General features: G+C 69.9%; 14 protein-coding genes and 2 pseudogenes. 12 read left to right on the top strand and 4 right to left on the bottom strand.

The genetic code is table 11. The annotated features are described in order from the left end of the window. Window positions 1–656: 656 nt before the first annotated feature. Window positions 657–2032, bottom strand: a pseudogene (locus tag E6P78_RS24700) (IS1380 family transposase). A gap of 676 nt (window positions 2033–2708) precedes the next feature. On the opposite strand from E6P78_RS24700, the gene E6P78_RS24705 reads away from it, so the two are divergent. Genes E6P78_RS24705 through E6P78_RS24715 form a run of 3 tightly spaced genes read left to right on the top strand, consistent with a single transcriptional unit; the run spans window position 2709 to window position 4018 of the window. Continuing rightward, window positions 2709–3155: an SRPBCC domain-containing protein gene (locus tag E6P78_RS24705; RefSeq protein ID WP_136205837.1), complete on the top strand. Its 447-nt coding sequence runs from the start codon at window positions 2709–2711 to the stop codon at window positions 3153–3155. Beyond that, window positions 3152–3520 (top strand): metalloregulator ArsR/SmtB family transcription factor, encoded by a 369-nt coding sequence (locus E6P78_RS24710; protein ID WP_136205838.1) that lies wholly within the window; start codon window positions 3152–3154, stop codon window positions 3518–3520. Before E6P78_RS24705 ends, E6P78_RS24710 begins: the two co-directional genes overlap by 4 nt. A 15-nt stretch (window positions 3521–3535) precedes the next feature. Beyond that, window positions 3536–4018: a hypothetical protein gene (locus E6P78_RS24715; RefSeq protein WP_136205839.1), complete on the top strand. Its 483-nt coding sequence runs from the start codon at window positions 3536–3538 to the stop codon at window positions 4016–4018. 120 nt (window positions 4019–4138) lie between these two features. Here the strand turns inward: E6P78_RS24715 and E6P78_RS24720 are convergent, their stop codons facing one another. Next, window positions 4139–5053 (bottom strand): LacI family DNA-binding transcriptional regulator, encoded by a 915-nt coding sequence (locus tag E6P78_RS24720; RefSeq protein ID WP_240799367.1) that lies wholly within the window; start codon window positions 5051–5053, stop codon window positions 4139–4141. Here E6P78_RS24720 and E6P78_RS24725 point away from each other — a divergent pair. After that, a pseudogene (locus tag E6P78_RS24725) lies at window positions 5006–5542 on the top strand (glycoside hydrolase family 6 protein); the annotation flags it as partial. The gene E6P78_RS24720 and the pseudogene E6P78_RS24725 overlap by 48 nt on opposite strands. Window positions 5543–5639: 97 nt before the next feature. On the opposite strand, the gene E6P78_RS24730 reads toward E6P78_RS24725, so the two are convergent. After that, the gene (locus tag E6P78_RS24730) at window positions 5640–6884 is read right to left on the bottom strand and encodes an ATP-grasp domain-containing protein (protein WP_240799368.1); all 1245 of its coding nucleotides are present in this window, start codon (window positions 6882–6884) and stop codon (window positions 5640–5642) included. After that, entirely contained in the window at window positions 6823–8178 is a 1356-nt protein-coding gene (locus E6P78_RS24735) for an MFS transporter (RefSeq protein ID WP_240799369.1), read from the bottom strand. The genes E6P78_RS24730 and E6P78_RS24735 overlap by 62 nt, the downstream gene beginning before the upstream one ends. A 410-nt stretch (window positions 8179–8588) precedes the next feature. On the opposite strand from E6P78_RS24735, the gene E6P78_RS24740 reads away from it, so the two are divergent. Genes E6P78_RS24740 through E6P78_RS24775 form a run of 8 tightly spaced genes read left to right on the top strand, consistent with a single transcriptional unit; the run spans window position 8589 to window position 15971 of the window. Then, window positions 8589–9776: a DUF6421 family protein gene (locus E6P78_RS24740; RefSeq protein WP_240799370.1), complete on the top strand. Its 1188-nt coding sequence runs from the start codon at window positions 8589–8591 to the stop codon at window positions 9774–9776. Beyond that, window positions 9769–10866 (top strand): branched-chain amino acid aminotransferase, encoded by a 1098-nt coding sequence (locus E6P78_RS24745; protein WP_136205841.1) that lies wholly within the window; start codon window positions 9769–9771, stop codon window positions 10864–10866. Before E6P78_RS24740 ends, E6P78_RS24745 begins: the two co-directional genes overlap by 8 nt. After that, complete coding sequence (locus E6P78_RS24750; protein ID WP_136205842.1) at window positions 10863–11468, top strand: bacilysin biosynthesis protein BacA; 606 nt, start codon at window positions 10863–10865, stop codon at window positions 11466–11468. Before E6P78_RS24745 ends, E6P78_RS24750 begins: the two co-directional genes overlap by 4 nt. Then, window positions 11462–12715, top strand: a complete 1254-nt coding sequence (locus E6P78_RS24755) for an ATP-grasp domain-containing protein (RefSeq protein WP_136205843.1) — start codon at window positions 11462–11464, stop codon at window positions 12713–12715. The genes E6P78_RS24750 and E6P78_RS24755 overlap by 7 nt, the downstream gene beginning before the upstream one ends. Next, window positions 12712–13794, top strand: a complete 1083-nt coding sequence (locus E6P78_RS24760; RefSeq protein WP_136205844.1) for an aminotransferase class IV — start codon at window positions 12712–12714, stop codon at window positions 13792–13794. The genes E6P78_RS24755 and E6P78_RS24760 overlap by 4 nt, the downstream gene beginning before the upstream one ends. Window positions 13795–13808: 14 nt before the next feature. Next, window positions 13809–14123, top strand: coding sequence for a ferredoxin family protein (locus tag E6P78_RS24765; RefSeq protein ID WP_136205845.1), 315 nt, complete (start codon window positions 13809–13811; stop codon window positions 14121–14123). Window positions 14124–14146: 23 nt separating this feature from the next. Next, on the top strand, window positions 14147–15682 hold the full coding sequence (locus E6P78_RS24770; RefSeq protein ID WP_136205846.1) for a radical SAM protein: 1536 nt from the start codon (window positions 14147–14149) through the stop codon (window positions 15680–15682). 7 nt (window positions 15683–15689) lie between these two features. Then, window positions 15690–15971 carry an acyl carrier protein gene (locus E6P78_RS24775; RefSeq protein ID WP_136205847.1) on the top strand — a complete coding sequence of 94 codons (282 nt, stop codon included), beginning with the start codon at window positions 15690–15692 and terminating at the stop codon, window positions 15969–15971. The last annotated feature ends 12 nt before the right edge of the window (window positions 15972–15983 follow it).

The following is a 15983-nucleotide window of genomic DNA, read 5'->3' on the forward strand; positions in this document are numbered from 1 at the left end:
AATCCGATCGCGATCCGGTCCGACAACCGCTCGTCCGTTTCCGGCTTGACCTGTCCAGGGCGTGGCATCCCGGCACCTCCTGAACAGGCACCCTACCAGCCGAGATCCTTAAGTCACTGGTATTGAGGCTAGGACATGCGCAGGTCCATACGTCGACCGCGTGGCTTGGTTCACGTGAAGTGGTTCTCGCTCAACTTCTGTGGTGCGTGCAGAGCAGCGCCCCGGCGTTCGCGCTTCGAAGCCGCACGAACTTCATTCCGCAGACTGGCACGCGGGCTGTCCGCCCTCGACCGAGGCCTCGTTCACGAAGTCGACGGGAAGCCCCTGAACGCCTGGGCCTATGCCGCTTGAAGGGGCGAGGTCAGCCGTCCGCCACGTCCACGAAACGCAGAGGGAATTCCGAGTCGGAGGTCAGCAAGAGCTGTCGCCTGGAGCCGTCGAGCGCCGTGACGCCGATGCCGTCGGGCGGGAATGGCCCGAGCACCTGTCCGTTAACCTCGAAGTTTCGTGACGGTCCGCCGGCGGAGTCGGTGGACCGCTTTCGTGCCGTGGGCTGAGAGTGTGGGCAGGTTGATGGCCCGAGTGTCGTCTCGGGTGGCGCCGGGTTCCACTGCTCCGGGTGTCGAGCTGCTGTCGTAGGGACGGAAAGTTGCTGGTCAGCCGGGGTTCGGCAGGAGTGAGAGCTGGTCGAGTGCGGCGGTGATGTGGCCGGTCCAGGGCCAGTGCCGGGCCAGCCGGAGGATCCGTCGGCGGCCGGTGGTGACGAGCTGTCCGGCCGTGGTGAACAGGCGGAGTCGCAGGCGGCGGGGTTCCCAGAGGCGGGCCTTGCCGGTCAGGGCGAGCATCGGCATCCAGGCCAGCAGGTCGAGAGCGATCTGCACGATCTCCAGCCAGATCCGGTTCTGGGCGGTGCGGTGCAGGGGCAGGTTCCGCAGGCCGGTGGCCCGGGCATTTCGGATGCGGTCCTCGGCCCGGGCCCGCAGTCGGTGACGGAGTTCGAGTTCGGCGATCGGCCGTCCCGCAGTGTTGGTGGCGAAGCACGTCAGCCGCATGCCGTCCGCGTCGGTGAGCCGCAACTGAGCTCCGGTGTGCGGTCGTTCCTTGCGGGCGATCAGCCGCACGCCCTTGGGTCAGCCGTCCTGGACGTCGCCGGTGAGTTCGGCGACCCAGGCGCCGTCGCGGATCTCGCCGTCCGTTTCGACGGCCGGCGTCCAGGCCGATGCCGGAACCTTCAGCACGTGCTGGTGGATTTGCTCGGTGACCGTCATGCCGACCGAGTAGGACAGCCACCGTCCTCGCCGGGCGAGCCAGGCGAGGAAGTCGTGGGTGCCGCCCGCGGAGTCGGTGCGGATCAGGGTCCGGTGCCCGCGCCGGTATTTCTTCGGCAGCTGGGCCAGGGCGAGTTGGGTGGCGGTGATGTGGTCGGCCGCCGTGTTCGAGCCCGCGTTGCCCGGTCTGAGCAGGGCCGCGACCGGTTCACCGGTGCCGCCCGGCCCGTGGTCGACGAACCCCATCAGCGGGTGGTGGCCGTAGGTCCGCTTCCATGTGGGTGCGGCATCTTCCTTGTCGGAGTGCGCGATCACCAGCTCTCCGTCGAGGTCCACGGTCACCGTCCCGCCCGCGTCAGGTGCTTCGCGGTCGGCCATCCGCCAGACGTGTTGGCGGGCTTCGGCCCGCGCGGCCCGGATCGCGGTGAGGGCCTTCGGCCCGGCCGCGGCGAGGGTGTCGATGAGGCGGGAGACCGTCGGATCGGAGGCCACCGGCCCGAACACGGCCGGCTCCGCCCGGAGCATGGCTACATCCGCAAGGCAGTCCCCGCCCAACGCGACCGCCAGGGCCACGTCCGGCAGGATCTTGCCCGGATCGTGCACCGCCCGAGCCTTCCGCCACGGCGCCGCCGACGCTGATATCGCGGTGTCCAAGCCGGCCTTGCGGACCGTCTCGACCAGCAGCACGCCCCGGCCTGCGAGACCACCGCCCGGCCGCCGCCCTCGATACGGACACGCGGGTAGGACCCGATACGCTTACTCACCTGGAGAGTGCTTCTTTCCTGCGGCTGACTGGACCCTAGACAAGTCCCATCGTTGCAGGTCAGGAGCACTCTCCGCTTATTTGATCAAGGCATGGGCGAGCCCGCTCGCGAAAGCGCGAGGCTAGGGGAGAGGCGGTAACGGAGTCGGGGGCGCTACGGGTGGGCCGCGCGGTTGGCTGCCTTGCGGCGGATGTGCCGGGCGGACTGTTTCCCGCTATGGGCGCGGGGAGTGCCCCGTAGCGGCGCGGTACGTACCGCACCGAACCTCCGCTGCCGGGGGTCGAGGCGGATGAAAGAGGACTCAACGGGATATGAATGTCCGCCTCTGTGGCGTTTCCGCAGGTGAGACGGGTCACTCGTTTAGCTTCGAGTCCCACCCGTCCCACCGAGTATCCCCAGGCAGAATCGTTCTGACCTGGGGAGACGTGTTTTCTGGGGCGTTCCGCGTGCGGCGGACGCCTTGCGACGTGCCGTATCGGCGGGCCCCGACCGTCCCGGATCGCGGGCCGGCGCCGCCCTGGTGGGTGCGGACGTGCGGCATCTGCCCCGCCGGGCGTCACTGATCCGACAGCGAACGGCCACAGGGTGACGCCCAGATGCAACCCGTGGGTTGCACCTTGGATTTCGATGTGCAACTGTGGGGTTGCAGTCAATGGCAACGGCAGAGGAGCCCCTCATGAGCGAGGACCGGATCGAGCGCGAAACGCTGATCGCCGCACCCCTGGAGCGGGTCTGGTCGCTGGTGGCCCAGCCCGGGTTCTGGGTGGCCGACAAGGCGAGCCTGCCCGGCACCGTGGCCAGGGAGGGTGAGTCGATGATCGCGAAGCACGCCGAGCACGGCGACTTCCCGGTGCGTGTGGAGAAGGTCGAGCCGCCCACGTACCTGGCGTACCGCTGGACCAGCGCGTTCCCCGGGGAGGAGCTGCGCGTGGACAACAGCACCCTGGTGGAGTTCAAGTTGACCCCGGAAGGCGACCGGACGCGGCTGCGCGTCGTCGAGAGCGGGTTCGCGGCGCTGGCCGGCTCCGAGGAGCTGCGCGGTCAGAATCTGAAGGATCACAGCGGAGGCTGGCCCCTGGAGCTCGACGCGCTCAAGTCGCGCGCCGAACAGCCCGCCACGTGACGGAAGAACGTCCCGGCGCCGCCGAGGTCGTCGACAGCGTCCTCGGTGCGCTGGCCGACCCGACGCGACGTCAGCTGCTCGACCTGCTCGCCGCGCAGGGCGAGGCCACCGCGACGACGCTGGCCGAACACCTTCCCGTCTCGCGGCAGGCGGTGGTCAAGCACCTCGCCGTCCTGGACGCCGCCGGGCTGGTTTCCGGCAGCCGGATCGGGCGCGAGGTGCGGTACGTGGTGCGGCCCGCGGCGCTGGACACGACTGCGGGGTGGATGGCCTCGCTCGCGGCCGACTGGGACCGGCGGTTGGCGAACATCAAACGCGTCGCTGAGGCAGCGGAGCGGGATTCGAGTGCGGCACGCCCCGACTGAAAGGGAAAGCACGCTATGGACACGACAGTACTTCGCAGCGCCTACGAACGGTTGCTCGACGTGGCGGCCATTCCGGACCTCGGCGACGCGGACGACGAAGGATGGAACGCCGACCGGATACTGGCCCATCTCCTCAGCGTCGATGCCTCGGTCGCAGCGGTTGCTCTGGGCGTCGTCGCCGGCGCGCGGCCCACCTTCGACAACCGGATCTCCCTCGACACCTGGAACCTTGACCGGATCATCACCGGGCACTCAGGCCGGGCCGACCTGATCGATCACGTCCGGAGTCAGGCCGCGATCCTGTGCGACATCGCCGATCAGCTCAACGAGGAAGCCGCCTCGGTTGCGGTGCCGTCGCTCCTCCTGTCCAATGACGCACTCGTGCTGGACCAGCCGATTTCGCTGGCAAACCTCATCGATGGCCTCGCCGAGGACCACGTGCCCGCGCATACGCGACAGCTCATCGAACTTCGCGTCGCCGTCCCTGGGCAGGCCTGAAGGCGGCGCCCGAGTCGAACATCGGACGCCCGGTCCCCGGTCTCCCCGAGGACCGGCTGCGTGCGGGGGGACGGCTCTCCCCCGGGGCCCGGCGGGCCGTGCTCGGCGTGGCGCGGCCGGTTACGGCGCGGACTCCCGAACGGTCAGCCGGGTCGGCAGGATCAGCGGGCTCGGGTCCTGTCCGTCGATCGCGCTGACCAGCATCCGTGCCATCTCGTGCCCCAGCGCCCTGACCGGCTGGCGCACGGTGGTCAGCGGCGGATTGGCGTGCCGAGCCCCGGCCAGGTCGTCGAAGCCGATCACCGAGACGTCCTCGGGCACCCGCCGCCCCCGGCGACGCAGCACCTGGAGCGCACCGATCGCCATCCCGTCCGATGCCGCGAACACCGCGTCCACCTGCGGATGCGCGTCCAGCAGTCGCTCCATCGCCTCCGCGCCGCCCTCCACCTGGAACGCACCGGAGGAAACGCCCAGCAGGGGGATGCCGGCCAGCGTCAGCCCCTCGGTGAAGCCCTGCTCGCGGGCAACCGAGACCCGGCTGTCCACCTGGCCGGTGATCATGACGGGTCCGGTCCGCCCTGCGCGCACGAGGTGATCGGCGGCCAGCCTGCCCCCGCCCCTGTTGTCGGCGTCCACGTACCAGCGGGGCTCCCCGGTCAGGGGCAGGCCGCCGAAGACGACTGGCATCCCGGCGTCCTCGGCCAGCCGTCCCAGCGGGTCGTCGCCGCGCAGCGCTATCAGCATGATGCCGTCGGCACGGCGTGAGCGGACCATCTGCTGCAGGCGGCTCCGGCCGCGCGGCGTATTGGCGAGCACCAGGATCAGTTCCAGGTCGGTCTCGTCCAGGGCCGCGCTCACCCCGACGATGATCTCGGCGAAGAACGGGTCCGCGAACAGGCCGGTCTCGTCACTGGAAGCGGCCAGCACCACCGCGCCGACCTTGCTGCTGGCCAGCGCCCGCGCGGTCGGGTTCGGTACGTATCCCAGCAGTGCCTGTGGCTCGCCACCAAGGGCCCCGAGTCGTCCCGCGGCCACGCCGACCAGTGCGCCAGTCAGTTCTACTCCCCGGACGCCCCGAACGACGGAGCTCCGGGCAACGCCGTCTCCTCCACCGACCCCGCCACCTGGCACTGGACCGACACCTGGTTCGACCGGAACGTGGGCAGCCCGTCCAGCAAGGACCTGGCGCACTTCGTGATCGACACCAGCCGCAACGGCAAGGGCGTGTGGACCCCGCCGCCGGGCAAGTACAGCGGCGACCCGGAGACCTGGTGCAACCCGCCCGGGCGGGGCATGGGCCCTCGCCCGACCGCCGACACCGGCGTCCCGCTCGTCGACGCGTACCTGTACGTGAAGACCATCGGCGAGTCCGACGGCAGTTGCACCCGCAACACCGGAGGCACGATCGACCCCGAGTACGGCAGCGTCGACCCGGCTGCCGGCGTCTGGTGGCCCGAACAGGCGCACGAACTCGCCCGCAACGCGGTGCCTCGCCTGGCACTCAACCACTGGCTCGGGTTCTGACCAGCGGAAACATCGCGACCTGCGAGGACGCCGGTTCGGCGTCCTCGCGGCCGAGGCCCTGCGGGGGCGCGAGCCGCCCGGCAGGGCCTCGGTGCGGTCAGCCGGCCGACTCCGCGCCGGCGGGCTTCTCCGGTGTGACGGGTTCGACGCGTATGGAGGAGAAGGCGTCACGGAGGAAGCGGTCCAGTTCGGCCGAGTCGCCGGGGCCGACGACGCCGGCCAGCGGGATGTCGGTGTCCGCGTAGCTGAGCACGGTCTTGATCGGCTCGTCCTCGGACCGCTGGCTCCACCGGTGGACGAGCGGGCTCTCGCGGAACGCCGCTTCGCCCTCGATCCGGCAGTGCTCGGCGCCGAGCTTGTGGCTCGGCCAGCAGAACCAGCCGTATCGGGACCCGTCGGCCTCGGGCCAGGACAGCTCCTCGGCGGCCACACCGCCGGTGACCAGCTGGAGGTACCGGGAGGGCAGGTGCACTCCGGTGGCGAGCTCGAAGGTGTCGACCACGTCCGCGCCGCCGAAGCGGGCGCCGACCTCCAGGAACACCAGCCCGTCCGGGGTCTCGATGCCTTCGAGGTGGAAGAGGCTGGTGGTGATGTCGACGGCGGCGAGGCAGTCCAGGGTCCAGCGGCTCAGCTCCGGGGTCAGCTCGATCTGCACCGAGCCGAGCGGCGTTCCCTGCGCGTATCCCAGGCAGGTGCCGACGTAGCGGCTGGCCTGGACCACCATGGGCTTGCCGTCGATCAGCATGCCGTCCACGTGGATGATGGGCCCGGTGACGAACTCCTCGACCTCGAAGCCGTCCTGCTCGGCGCCTTCGGGCACCCCGGCCTCGCGGACCGCAGCCAGGGCCGCGTCCGCTGTCGGGTAGATGTGTACGTTCATGCTCGCCGCGCCGTCCAGCGGCTTGAGCACCGTCTCGCCCGACCAGGGCAGCCCGCCGGGCCCGGCGTCGAGCGCTTCGGTCAGGGACAGGAACCGGGGGACCCGCAGACCCGCCGCGGCGACCATGGACTTCATGACCACCTTGTCGCGCCAGGGCAGGATGTCCTCCTCCCGGTCACCGGGCACGCCGAGGGCCGCCCGCACCCGGGCACCGGCGATCAGGTCGAACTCGGAGAGTGCGAGCACCATGTCGAAGGCGGGGAGCCCGTCGACGGCGGCCAGCACCTCGTCCGTGAGGTCGCCGGTGTCCGGGCGTTCGATGCGCGTGCAGCGGAGGTCGGACGGAAGGGTGGCCAGCCGGTCCGCCGGGCCGACGTAGGTGACGTCGTGTGCCGCGTGGTCAATTCCGGTCGCGTGCCGGATCATTTTGTCCGTGACTCGGTGCAGGATCAGGATGCGCATGATAGGTCCTCAGACGTGCGAGAAGCGGTATGAGTAGGGCGACAACGCAGACGGAGCCGATGACGGAACCCAGGGCGATGCTCTGGGGGCTGAAGGAAGTGGTGAAGAGGGTGACCAGGAGTCCGGCGGCCGGCAGGGACAACTGGTTCAGGAGAATGATGATGGCGATCGTCTTCGCGAAGTGCTCGCGCGGAATTCTCCTGACGCGCTCCGTGCGTATGACGACGTTGAAGAATCCGACGGTCCCGAGCAGGACCGCGTAGCTCACCGCGTACTGGGTGAAGGTGTTCGCCAGGCCCACTCCGATGCCGCCCAGGCCGATCAGGGAGTAGGACGTCATCAGGGCGGCGAAGGGATTCATCCGCTTCGTCAGCCTCGGGACGACGAAGAAGGTCAGGATGCCGACGATCCCGGCCCCGGTGCTCAACGCCCCGTAGTACTCGTCCGGTTGGTGGAAGACACCCACGGTGGTGGCGGCGCTGGTGGCCATGCCGACACCGACCATGAGATTGACCGTCATGGTCAGCCCGACCAGGCCCAGGATCGCGGGCAGCTTGAGCAGGGTCGTCACGCCCTCGCCTATGCCGGTGGCGACCGAACGGACCGTGGTGGGTTCGGTGGTGTCCCCGTCGAGGGCTTCGGCCCGGAGCCAGCGGCGCAGGGACAGGGTGTTGAGGGTGGTCAGCCCGTACACCACACCGATCACCGCGAGCAGACTGGTGGTCGGCAGCGCCGAGGCGAGCAGCGCGGCGAGCACCGGGCCCGCCACCTCGCTGGTCTGCTCCGTCCCCTGGATGATCGACTGCGCCCGGACCATCTGGTCCATGGGGACGAACCGGGGGAGTGTGGCTTCGAGCGCGACGTACGACTGTGCGCCCGCCACCGACATGCCGGCGGCCAGCACACACAGCGTGATGAACTTCCCGTCCGGTATGAGGAACATCAGGGCGAACGCGGTCAGCGCCAGACCGGAGCGGACGAAGTCCGAGCCCATGTACAGGAGGTAGCTGCGTATTCGGTCCGCGAACACCCCGGCCACGGGCAGGAATATCACCCGGGGCAGCCACTCGACCAGGAAGATCAGGCCGGTCTGCGACGCGCTGCCCGTCAATTTGTAGGCGAGCAGCGGAATGGCGAACAGGAGGAACTGGTCGCCGAGTGCGGCCAGTCCGCGACCGGCCACGAAACGCGCCACTTGGGGGGTCGGCATATAGGCGTGTGGTGGCGTTTCCGTATCGCTGCCGCCGTCCTCCCCGGGCGCCTCGGCCGTGTTCTCCCTCGCTTCGTGGCTCATGCTCCCCCGTCATTCATGTCACCGAGCCCGTCGAACAGGCTCTCCATGGTCATGGTCATGGTCAGCCGGAGGACGGGCCCATGGCCGTGTCCGCGTTCCGAGATGCTGGGCGAACGTGCTCACTCGCAGGGCGGTGCCAGAGTATAAGCACTCGGCAGTCGCCCGCAGGCCGTACACCGGGATCGCGGTTCCGTCCGCTGAGCGGGGACAGCACGTGGGGATGTACCAACATCCGAACCCCCCTTGCCTGCACGGGAGTCCGGGGCTAGCTTTCCGGTCGAATGGTTCGGATGAGGCGCCGATCAGGCACATTTCCTGCGGGACTCGTCCGAGGGCCACTAACGGGGGGTGCTGTGGGGCCGCGTACTGTCGCCACGCTTCTGGAGTTCGAGCGAAACGTCATCCCTGTAGTGAACTCCCTTCGCGAGCTGCGCAGTCGGGCGCGCGGTCGCGACGGAGAGCCGGCCGGCGGGGCGACGGCCGGCTCCGACGAGGAGATACGTTTCGCCGTCGACGCCCTCCGTACCGCCGTCGAGAACCTGCACGGGCTGATGCCGGAGCAGCAAATAGCCGCCACCTGCGAGAACTTGAGGGCCTGGCAGGAAGCCGGCTGCGAGGGTGTGCCGCAATTCGACAGCACCCGGGACGCGGTGCCCGCACCCGAGGACGGCGAGGCCGCCGCTTTCGTGGGGCCCGTGACCCTTCCCAACAGCGACCGGCACGACGTCCACATCGAGGCGTTCTCGGTGATCCGCCAGGACCCGGACAGCACACCCCTTCTCCAGGCCACCTACCCCCACCCCAAGGCCGTCTTCCAGTCGACCCGGCTGCTGTCCGCCTCCCGCGGCCTGCGGGAGGGCAACTGCGTGGTCTTCTTCCCCGAGAACATCCCGGCCGCCACGCGCTGCACCGACCAGAACTTCGCGTGGTTCTTCTTCAACCGGCACACCGAGATCTACGCCCACACCCTGGCCATCACCGAGCGCCTGTGCGGTCCCGGCTCGCCCTTCACGGGCGAGGACGAGCTCGTCTCGGCGGAAGTGGACCCGGAGGACACCTACCAGGCGCGCTGTGTCTGGGGTTACCTGCACGACTACTTCCACCACACCGGCCCGCGCCCCCTCGACCAGCACCTGGCGATCAAGACGACGTGGCGGCCCGGGCTCCTGGAGGAGCTCAAGGTCGACATGAAGTCGGCGATCGCCTGCTTCGAGGAGGAAGTCCCGTACGGCGAGATCGTCTTCGAGTACATCCTGCTGGAACGGCTGTTCCGCTACCCGGCGCAGCCCGAGCCGCTGCGCAACTTCGATGCCGGCACCGGCTTCGCGCTGGGCACCTGGCTCGCCTCCCAGGGGCTGTTCACCCAGGACGACCAGGGCCGCCGCGTCCTCGGAGCGAAGGCCCGCATCGTCGAGTCGGTACGTGAACTCGTGCGCCAGATCGAGGAGATCGAGGCCACGCAGGACGACGCCGCCTATCGCTCCGGTGCCGTCGACTTCCTCTTCGGGACGCTGCTCCGCCGCCCGGAGAGCAAACCCGACCGGTACGGCGGGCCCCTCGCGCCGCTCGGCCTGTGGGGCACCGAAGTCCATGTCTGAGCCGCGCCGCGCTGCGGAGATCGAAGCGATCCTCAAGGACCCGGGCTTCTGCCGTCACTCCACCGGGCACACCGCCGTCGTCGACTGGGATGCCGACACCGGCTGGTCCGAGCCCCGTGTCGAGCCCTGGTCCGACCTGGTGATGGACCCGGCCACGCTCGGACTCCACTACGGGCAGGCGGTGTTCGAGGGCCTGAAGGCGTTCCGTGCCGTCGACGGATCGGTGCACCTGTTCCGGCCCGAGGACCACGGTCGACGCCTGGCACGGTCCGCCGCGCGGCTCGCGATGGCCGAAATGCCCGCCACGCTGTTCGCCCGGGCGTGTGCCGCCCTGGTCGCGGCCGACGAGCAGTGGGTGCCGGGCGGTTACGGGCAGAGCCTCTACCTGAGACCGCTGCTCATCGCCACCGAACCGGACCTGGGGCTCAGGCCGTCGAAGCGCTACCGGTGCGTGATCCTGGCCTACCCCGCCGACCCCTGTTTCGGGGCCGACTTCCGCCCGCTGTCGGTGACCACGTCGACCGAAACGGTGCGTGCCGTACGGGGCGGCACCGGCGAGTCCAAGTGCGCCGGGAACTACGCCGCCGGCCTCCTCACCCGTACCGAGGCGCAGGCCGCCGGGTACGACGAGGTGCTGTGGCTCGACGGGCTCGAACGGAGCCGGATCGAGGAGCTCAGCACCATGAACGTCTTCCTCGTCCGGCGTGACGGGACGGAGGCACGGGTGACGACCCCGCCGTGCGACGGAACCATCGTCCGCGGCCTGACCCGCGACTCGCTGCTGACCCTGGCCAGGGACCAGGGGATCGCGGTCGCGGAGGAGCACACCACGATCGACGCCGTCCGCGCCGGCCTCCGCTCCGGAGAACTGGCCGAGGTGTTCGCCTGCGGCACGGCGGGAGTCGTCGTTCCGGTGGGCCGACTCGGCGTCGGCGGCGAGGACATGGCCGTCGGCGACGGGAAAGGGGGACCGATGACCGCGCTGCTACGGAACAGCCTGCTTGACGTCCAGCACGGACGTACGCCCGACGCGCATGGCTGGCTTCGGACCGTCACGCGGGCCGATGAGAACGGGGGACGACGCGCATGAGCGACGACAACACGGCCTTGAAGTGCGACCGGGGGCCCGCACTGTCCGGAGTCACCGTGATCCACACCCTGGGCCCTTCGGGCACCAACCTGGAGAAGGCCGCCCACCACTGGCTCGCGGAGCGGGGCGTCGCCGGGAACGTGGTGCTCCACACCGAGGTGGAGGACGGCCTCGACGCGATGGCTTTCGACGGCACCGAGGCCATCCTCGCCTGCGCCGTCTACCCCCGGCTGCACGACCTCGTCTTCCAGAACCTGCACCGCCTGGAAATGGCCGACAGCTTCATCCTCGACACCCACGACATGGTCCTGGCCGGGCGTCCGGACCACCCGGCCATGGCCACGATCGTCAGCCACCCGGCCCCCAGCAGCCTGGTGGCCGGGCTCGGTCACACCACGCTGACCAGCAGCAATTCGCGCGCCGCGGCGCTGTGCGCGGCCGGGCAGTACGACGCCTGCGTGACGACCGGGCCCGCTGCGGCGGCCGAGGGGCTGCGGCTGATCAAGAACTTCGGCCCCGTCCCGATGATCTTCACCCTGCACGTCGGCCGGACCCTCGCGGACGACGCCGGCATCGACGCGGGGGACGGAAGCGCATGCTGATCGTCGTCCAGCCCCTGTCCGCCGGTGTCCGGCTCACCGCCCGGATGGTGGCCGCCCAGGTCCCCTGCCTCGTACCGACCCAGTTCCCCGAGCTACTGCCGCCCGAGGTGCACTCCGGCGCGACCGTCGCCGACTGGCACCCGGACGCGGGGGTGGCCGGGCTGCTCCGCCTGGTCGAGAAGGCCGTCGCGGAGACCGGGGCCGCGCCCACCGGTGTGATCGCCGGCTTCGAGTACGCGGTACCGGAGGCCGCCGAGCTGGCCCGCACCCTCGGGCTGCCCGCGCTCGGCGCGGGTGCGGCCGAGGCCGTGCGGCAGAAGGACGTCATGCGGCGGCGGTGCGAGGAGCGGGCAGTGGCCTTCCCGCGCTCGGTCGTGGTCGGCCCCGAGGCGGCGGGCCCCTGCCCGCTGCCGTTCCCGGTCGTGGTCAAGCCGGTCGACTGCGGCGGCAGCCTGATGGTGAGCCTCTGCCGCGACCAGGAGGAGTACGCGCGGGCCTGCGCGGTCGTGCACGACCCCGGCGAGGACGTGAAGTTCCACCCGAACCCGCGCCGGACGGCCCTGGTCGAGGAGTACGTGGAGGGCCCCGAGTTCTCCCTCGACGGCTGGGTGGACGCCGACGGCCCGCACCTGGCGAGCGTCACCACCAAGTTCCTCTCCGCCCCGCCGGACTTCTTCGAGATGGGCCACATCGCCACCGCGCCGGAGCGCTCGCCGCACGGCGGGGTCCTGGAGCGGTTCGCCCGCGAGGTCGTGGCCGCCTTCGACCTCACGGTCGGCCCGTTCCACATCGAGACCCGGATCGACCGCGACCGGGGCCCCGTCCTGATCGAGGTCGGTGCCCGGCTCGCCGGCGACAACATCCCCGAACTGGTGCTCGCCGGACCCGGCGTGGACCTGTGCGCCGCCACCGCGGACGCCGCACGCGGGGTGCCGCACGACCCCGGCGCGCTGTCGCCGGTGAGCGCGGGTCTCGCGTTCGTCACCACCGACCGGCCCGGCACCTTCGCCGGAACGCTCCTCGGTATCGAGCCCTTCACCGAGGCGGCCGAGTTCCGCGGCCTCCTCCCGGAGGCGGAACCGGGGACCGTGCTCGACCCGGGCGACATTTTCAGCAACCGGGTCGCTCGTATCCACTTCGAGGGCGATCTCGACCGGGTCGAGGGCCTTGTCGCCTCGGTCCTCGCAGACGTGAGGGCCGACGTCCACGGCGTCGGCCACCAGGACAAGGAAGGTGCCCGCGCATGAGCAACGAACTGACCGTCACCCCCACGACCGGCCCGCGCCCCAGGCCCGAGGCGGGCGGGGCGGCCGGGTCCGTCCTCACCGACCACGCGTTCTTCATGCGGACCGGCAAGCGGCGCGGCTGGCAGGGGCTGACCGTGGCGGACCGGGACGGCATCCCGGCGCTGCGGCCCACGGCCGCCGCCGTGCTCTCCGGCCAGACGGTCGTCGACGAGTTCGCCGCGTACCGGCTCGCGGACGGCACGGTCGCCGTGTTCCGCCCCGACAGCCACATCAAGCGCATGAACAACGGGGCCCGCCGGCTCGCGATGCCGCAGGTCGACTTCGACCGGGTCTGGAGCTCGGTGCGGGCGATGGTCGAGCTGGACGAGGGCTGGCTGCCACAGGAGGCGGGCGCTTCGCTGCGGCTGCGGGCGGTGCTCGCCGCCGACGGCACGGGGCTGGCCGCCGGGCCCGCGGACGACTGCCTCTTCTACGTGCTCGGGTCGGTGCCGGCCGCCGCGGAGGCGAAGCCGCTGAAGGCCATGACCCTGGACGGGTACGTGCGGGCCTGGCCCGGCGGCACCGGTGACGTGAACACGGCGGGCGGGCTGGCGGCGGGCGTGGTGCCCGGCGAGATAGCCGACAACTACGGCAACGACCACGTGCTGTGGCTCGACGGCCCGCAGGGCCGCTTCGTCCAGCAGATCGGCGAGCTGAACGCGTTCTTCGTGATCGACGGCGTGCTGACGACGCCCGCGCTCGACCGCACCGTCCTGCCCGGGATCACCCGTGACTCCGTCGTGAAGCTGGCCCGGGACGCGGGGACCGCCGTCGCCGAGCGGCCGGTGGAGCTCGCCGAGGTCCTCAAGGGAATCGCGGACGGCTCCGTCACCGAGTGCTTCGCCACCGGCACGGCCGCCGGGGTGGCGCCGGTCGTCTCCCTCGGCCACCAGGGCGAGGAGTACCGGCTCGCGTCCCAGGAGGCCGGCCCGGTGACCGCCCGCTTCCGGGACCTGCTGGACGGCATCCACCGGGGCGAGTCCGTCGACCGGTTCGGCTGGATGCGGCGGATCACCGAAGTGGCACCCGTCCACGCCTGAGGGAGGAGACAACCATGGCGTACGTCGTCACCGACGAATGCGTTGGCTGCAAGTACACGGACTGTGTGGACGTCTGCCCCGTGAGCTGTTTCCACGAGGGCCCCGACATGCTCTACATCAACCCCGAGGAATGCATCGACTGCAACGCGTGCGTCGCCGAATGCCCGCCCGAGGCGATCTGGGCGGACGTCGACCTGCCGGAGGACAAGTTCCAGTGGATCGAGATCAACGGCGAGATGAGCAACAAGTACCCGGTCATCTTCGAGAGCCGGGGCACCAGGGGCGAGCCCACCGAGGCCCCCGCCGAGCCCTCCAGCCAGCCTTCCTGACCCAAAGAGCGGGAGCCTAGGTCATGACGACCCACGTCGAGAACCCCTTCATGCTGGGCCTCGACTCGAACTTCTATCTGAAGGACGAGTTCGAGAGCCCCGAGAAGCGCACCAACGTCACCTGGTTCTACCCGAAGATCTGCGCCTTCCAGGACGCCCTCGACTCCGAGGGGAAGAAGGCGGAGTACTTCTCCTTCCTGGACCGCCAGTCCCACCCGGAGCAGACCGACATCCTGCTCTACTTCCACATCCCGTTCTGCGAGGCGTTCTGCAACTTCTGCGCCTGCTTCAAGGAGTCGGCGGCGAAGTACCAGGGCGAGCGGCAGAAGCGCTTCGTCCAGGCGATGGTCAAGGAGATCCAGCGCAACGCCCGCTCGAAGTACTTCGAGGGCACGAAGGTCAAGTACGTCCAGTTCGGCGGCGGTACGCCGTCCGCCCTGGAGCAGGAGTCGATGGCCACCATCCTGGAGGCCGTCCACCGCGAGTTCGACCTGAGCGAGGTCGACGGCATCTCCCTGGAGGGCAGCCCGCTCGGGCTCTCCAAGGACGGCTACATCGAGATGCTGAAGTCGCTCGGCATCACCCGCATCTCCTTCGGCGTGCAGACCCTCGACGAGGACATCCGCCGCAAGCTCACCATCAAGGCCAGCGTCGAGCAGGTCCACCAGACCGCCGAGAACATCCGCAAGGCCGGCATCCGCACCTTCGCCCTGGACCTCATGTACAACCTGCCGGGCCAGGACGACGAGGTGCTCGGCCGGGACCTGGAGGGCATCTGCGGCGAGCTGCGCCCCAGCTTCGTGCAGACGTACCGCTTCAACCAGTGGGAGGGCACCCGCCTCGACCAGCAGATCCGGGCCGGCAAGGTCGCCGAGGTGAAGCCGTCGGGCGCCATCGAGCGGGAGCAGTACCGGCAGATCAAGAACGGGCTGGCCGGGTACGGCTACGACAAGCAGCTCCTGATCAACTTCTTCACCCACCTCGACGACGCGGGCGAGATCGGCCTCAACCACGCGTGCGGCGGCAACGGCTACCGCGCCAGCTACACCCTCGGCATCGGGCCGGCCGCCGAGAACTACATGGGCGAGCGCAGCTACCGCAACCACACCGACGTCGAGCGGTGGATGCGGGAGGTCGAGGAAGGCATCATCCCGATCGAGCAGGGTCGCATCTGCTCCGAGGACGAGGTCGAGAACCGGGTCATGGTCTTCTTCCCGGTCTTCGGCACCGTCCGCAAGGCCGACGTCGCCAACTTCGAGAAGTACCGCCGCGAGGTGGACTGGCTGGTCGAGGGCGGCTACGCGATCGAGACCGACGAGGACCTGACCCTCACCGAGGTCGGCCGGGAGAACGCCGGCAACATCGCCTTCCTCTTCTACTCGGACGAGGAGAAGGCCCGCGCCCGGCGCACGATGTACCTGTCGCTGAAGAACAAGCGCAACCCCTTCCACCAGGACGCGCAGAACATCCCGCGCACCCCGCTCTTCCTCCAGACCCGCCCGAAGACGGCGGAGGAGACCTCCGAGGAGAGCACCCCCGCCACGTCCGAGAAGAGCTGATCCGCCGATGGACGCCCGCAGGACCCAGGCGGAGATCGAGGACGACCTCCGTTCGGTGATCGCCCAGATCTTTCCGCAGCAACTGGTCGAACTCGAGACCGATACACCGCTGTTCAACGGCGGTCTGTCGCTCAACTCGACCCAGATGATCGAACTGACCCTGGCCTTCGAGACGTTCTACGACATCGAGCTCGAACCCGAGCTGCTGACGACGCAGAACTTCGCGACCCTGGGGTCACTCTCCGGTCTCCTGGAGGAACTCCTCAACGACGAGGTGTCCCCTGTCTGAGATCCATTCGGA

Source organism: Streptomyces sp. A0958 (assembly GCF_004795035.1).
Lineage (GTDB): Bacteria > Actinomycetota > Actinomycetes > Streptomycetales > Streptomycetaceae > Streptomyces.

Excerpts from the sequence above, each read along its gene's own strand:
- E6P78_RS24735 (WP_240799369.1), bottom strand. The coding sequence starts at position 8,178 with ATGAGCCACGAAGCGAGGGAGAACACGGCCGAGGCGCCCGGGGAGGAC.
- E6P78_RS24775 (WP_136205847.1), top strand. The coding sequence starts at position 15,690 with ATGGACGCCCGCAGGACCCAGGCGGAGATCGAGGACGACCTCCGTTCG.
- E6P78_RS24770 (WP_136205846.1), top strand. The coding sequence starts at position 14,147 with ATGACGACCCACGTCGAGAACCCCTTCATGCTGGGCCTCGACTCGAAC.
- E6P78_RS24750 (WP_136205842.1), top strand. The coding sequence starts at position 10,863 with ATGAGCGACGACAACACGGCCTTGAAGTGCGACCGGGGGCCCGCACTG.
- E6P78_RS24760 (WP_136205844.1), top strand. The coding sequence starts at position 12,712 with ATGAGCAACGAACTGACCGTCACCCCCACGACCGGCCCGCGCCCCAGG.
- E6P78_RS24765 (WP_136205845.1), top strand. The coding sequence starts at position 13,809 with ATGGCGTACGTCGTCACCGACGAATGCGTTGGCTGCAAGTACACGGAC.
- E6P78_RS24705 (WP_136205837.1), top strand. The coding sequence starts at position 2,709 with ATGAGCGAGGACCGGATCGAGCGCGAAACGCTGATCGCCGCACCCCTG.
- E6P78_RS24745 (WP_136205841.1), top strand. The coding sequence starts at position 9,769 with ATGTCTGAGCCGCGCCGCGCTGCGGAGATCGAAGCGATCCTCAAGGAC.
- E6P78_RS24755 (WP_136205843.1), top strand. The coding sequence starts at position 11,462 with ATGCTGATCGTCGTCCAGCCCCTGTCCGCCGGTGTCCGGCTCACCGCC.
- E6P78_RS24715 (WP_136205839.1), top strand. The coding sequence starts at position 3,536 with ATGGACACGACAGTACTTCGCAGCGCCTACGAACGGTTGCTCGACGTG.
- E6P78_RS24730 (WP_240799368.1), bottom strand. The coding sequence starts at position 6,884 with ATGCGCATCCTGATCCTGCACCGAGTCACGGACAAAATGATCCGGCAC.